The organism is Planctomycetota bacterium, assembly GCA_038746835.1.
Classification (GTDB): Bacteria; Planctomycetota; Phycisphaerae; order Tepidisphaerales; family Tepidisphaeraceae; genus JBCDKH01.
Genome location: JBCDKH010000276.1, coordinates 1 through 3,273 on the forward strand (window position 1 = coordinate 1; position 3,273 = coordinate 3,273).

Here is a 3,273-nt window from a genome sequence, read left to right on the forward strand (position 1 = left end):
AGCGAGCGTCGCAAGTCGTGGCAGATGCCATCAGCGACACCGCATAAGTAACCCAAGCCAGAGGGTGAGACAACCCTTTTCTTATCAGACGCCACGGATTGACAATCGAGGCGTCATTGTCAGGTGACGTCTTTGGCGACGTCGACCGGCTCTTTGGCCTCTTGAGCGGCATTATCGGACGGTGCCGCCGTCGCGGCGTCGGCCTGGCGTGCGGCGGCTTGTCTCGCCATGTTCGCGGCGATCGAACCGAGCAGTTTGATCAGCGTCGGCTTGGCCAGTCGGAACAGCAGTCGCAGCGCACGACGGTTGCCCGATGCCGGCGTGGCAGTGGACCTGCCGGCCTTGGCCTCGGCCTTCGCGATGCGTTCGAGAAGTTTGAGCCGCCTCGCTTCTCGTCGCGACTTGGTCGGCAGCAGGAACCACACCGCGGCCAGGCCAAGCCCCGCGGCCGCCCCGCTTGTCGCGACGCGGTGTCGCTTGAACGCCGCCTTCGGGTTCGCTGCCTTGGCCAGGTGTGTCGCGGCGTCCGTGAAGGCGGCCTTCATCGCGAGCTTCGCCTGTTCGCGTTCGTGTCGATAGACACGACCCTCGCTCGCATTGACGGGAAGCGATGAAGGGCCTGGTGATTCGGGATCGCTCATGAAGATGTCCCGTTGGAAGACGCGGCGTCATGCGTTCGTCGCCGCTGCTCCGCGGCACGCAACTCGACATCCGTGCTGAAGGCTCTTCGCTGTTTTTCAAGCCGTTCGGCGTAGTGCTTCGCTGCCGTCTTGCGCCCGGAACTGGCGAGAAGCCGCAGGATCATCCAGACGATGATGGGTGTCCCCACGACGCCGACGAGGCCGACCACTAGTGGGCCGAGCCACGCGATGCCCTCCGGCAAGATTGCCCCGATCGCATCGCCGATCGCAACGACAAACAGAGCAGAGGCCGTGACGATCAGCGTCGCACCGATCAGAAGCACCACCACACCCAGTGCCGCCAGCAGGACAAGCTTTCGCAGCGAGTAGGCGACGCCCGAGACGGTCGCTTGGGCGTATTGGACGGCGTAGGTCGCGGCCTCGCCGAGGGCCTTGAAGCCCGCAGCAGCGTGGGCCTTGGGGTCGGAGTCCTCCGGCGTGTCGACGGGTTCGCGATCAGAGGTTGTGGCGGACTCGACCATGTCAGGCAATGCGCACCGGCGCAACAGGCCGCACGACTCGTTCGACCGGCCCTTCGCCAGTGCAGGTCGAACCTAACGCCGCGATCCGAGTGGGCCAAGTGGCGGAACCGTCACGCAAGATCCTGGCGAACACGCAGATGTCTGCAACTTGCCCAACCCCGTCGGCGAAGTACGCTGTCGGCGGACGAGGCGGCGTGTTCTGCGTCGAGACACTTTCAATGGGTATTCGCGAACAAATCAACGAGAAGCCGGCCATCGCGACGGCGGTGACAGGAAGCATCATCTTCCTGGCGCTCATCTTCATGCTGTATCAGCTGAGCTTCTTCGGTCTGTTCGGCAGCGGCTACCGACCGCCCGACGTCTACTTCCAGGCCAGCGACGGCTCGCTCTACGTCGACGGTCTGGACATAATGCAAGAACGCGACGGCGGCGAGTACCCCGTCCGCGCGTACAAGGTCCGCTACGGCGAAGGGGAACCCTTCGTCTATTTCCTCGAGCGGTACAACCCCGATCTCGAGGACCAGTTTGCCTACGACTCGTTCGAGGTCCGACACCCGGCCGACGACACGTGGTATCCGCGGTTCTCCGCCGAAGGACAGAGCATTTCGACCTACCAGGTCGACTCGAACGGCAACTATCCGGTCGACGTCCTTCCGTAAACGACAGCAGCCAAGCGACTACTCCGCTCGACCCGTTTCGAGCAGGTTGGTCGCACGCTCGATAGCCACCGGCAGCCGCTCGGCGACTGCTCGGTAGTCGACCTCGATCAGCCGGACACCACCCTCTTCGCCCCCGGCGTCGCGGACCGATGCGGCGGCGTAGCCGAGTTGGATGAGCTGGTCTTCAACCTGACGCGAGACGAGGTAGTCGACGAGCTTCTGGGCATTCGCGTCGAGTTCGTCGGACCGGTCTTTTCGCGTCAACGCAACGACGGTCGGCATGGCCAGCGTGCCGAGTTCGCCCTCGCCCTGGGAGAGGATGACCTGCTGAAGATCGGGCGAGAGGCGTTGCTGGGCGGCGAAGACGTCGTCATTGTCGGTGAGACCAAAGTCTGCCTCGCCGCGGGCGACGGCTTCGGCAGCGTAGCTGTTGCCGGCGACGATCTGAACGCCCGCGTCGTGCATGTCCGCGAACAACGCGTCGGCCTCGACGTCGCCCAGGACGAGGTAGATCGCCGCGACGTGACTGCCGGTCGTCCCCGCCGTGGGCCTCGCGACGACGGCACGCTGTCCGATCTCTGGCCGGGTCAAATCGCTGAGCTTCGTCACGCCCTCAACGCCGTCACCGATTGCCAGGACCCGCAGTCGAAGCCCGGTTGAGTGCCAAAGGGCATCCGGGTCGCGAAGCGTCTCCGGGACCGCGTCCGCGTCGGCCGGCGTGTACGAAGTGAACAGATCTTCGTCCGCGAGACGGATCGTCCGGAACGGCTCGTTGGCCCACCAGACATCGCACGTCGGCCGATCGCGTTCCGCCCGAAGCCGCTCGGCCAGCCCGACGCTCTTGGTCGCTTCGGTGTCGACGACCAGCCGCACGGAGATGCCGGTTTCCTGCTCGAAGGCGTCGATGATCGGCTCCGCGTAGGCCGGGTCGACGCTGGTGTAGACGACGACTTCGTCCGAGTCGCCACCGCAACCTGCCGAGATCAGCAGCAACAGAGCAAGAAACCAACGCATTGCCCGATCATATCGGGATTGGGCAACGCCTCGATGTCTTTGTCACGACCCGATGCGTGGCAGAAAGTCACCCAGCGTCCGACGACTCACCGAGTCAAGCTGCGGTTCCCATTCGAGTGCGGCTTGGACGACCGCCCGGGCGTCGTCCGCCCGACCTGCGTCGATCAACAGGTCGGCCGTTCGTCGCACCTCGGCACCGATTGTCCGGAGCAGCCGTGGACGACGCTCCGACACCAGCGTGACCAACCGCCCCGCCTCGTCGGTTCGGCCGACGAGCAGGTACGACCGGATCGCCCGCTCGACACGCGTCTTGCTCTCCGGCGTCTCGTCCAGATCGGCGGCAACGAACAGCACGTTGTTCTCGGCAGCCAACTGTTCCTGGCGATCGAGTTCGAGCAGGAGCGCCTCCTCGAAGCCGCCGGCCGCGTCGGCGGGTCG

5 protein-coding genes are annotated in these 3,273 nt (G+C 65.0%); 1 reads left to right on the forward strand and 4 read right to left on the reverse strand.

Translation table 11 applies throughout. The annotated features are described in order from the left end of the window. Positions 1–119: 119 nt before the first annotated feature. Both AAGI46_16495 and AAGI46_16500 read right to left on the reverse strand, forming a co-directional pair. A complete protein-coding gene (locus AAGI46_16495; GenBank protein ID MEM1013806.1) occupies positions 120–641 on the reverse strand; it encodes a hypothetical protein in 522 nt (173 codons plus the stop codon). Continuing rightward, positions 638–1,162, reverse strand: coding sequence for a hypothetical protein (locus AAGI46_16500; GenBank protein MEM1013807.1), 525 nt, complete (start codon positions 1,160–1,162; stop codon positions 638–640). The genes AAGI46_16495 and AAGI46_16500 overlap by 4 nt, the downstream gene beginning before the upstream one ends. Positions 1,163–1,380: 218 nt before the next feature. Here AAGI46_16500 and AAGI46_16505 point away from each other — a divergent pair, with 218 nt between their 5' ends. Continuing rightward, entirely contained in the window at positions 1,381–1,821 is a 441-nt protein-coding gene (locus AAGI46_16505; GenBank protein MEM1013808.1) for a hypothetical protein, read from the forward strand. Between the two features lie 18 nt (positions 1,822–1,839). On the opposite strand, the gene AAGI46_16510 is transcribed toward AAGI46_16505, so the two are convergent. Further along, positions 1,840–2,835, reverse strand: coding sequence for a substrate-binding domain-containing protein (locus tag AAGI46_16510; GenBank protein ID MEM1013809.1), 996 nt, complete (start codon positions 2,833–2,835; stop codon positions 1,840–1,842). Positions 2,836–2,877: 42 nt separating this feature from the next. Beyond that, positions 2,878–3,273 (reverse strand): hypothetical protein (locus tag AAGI46_16515; protein MEM1013810.1); only part of this gene is annotated, 396 nt, incomplete at its 5' end.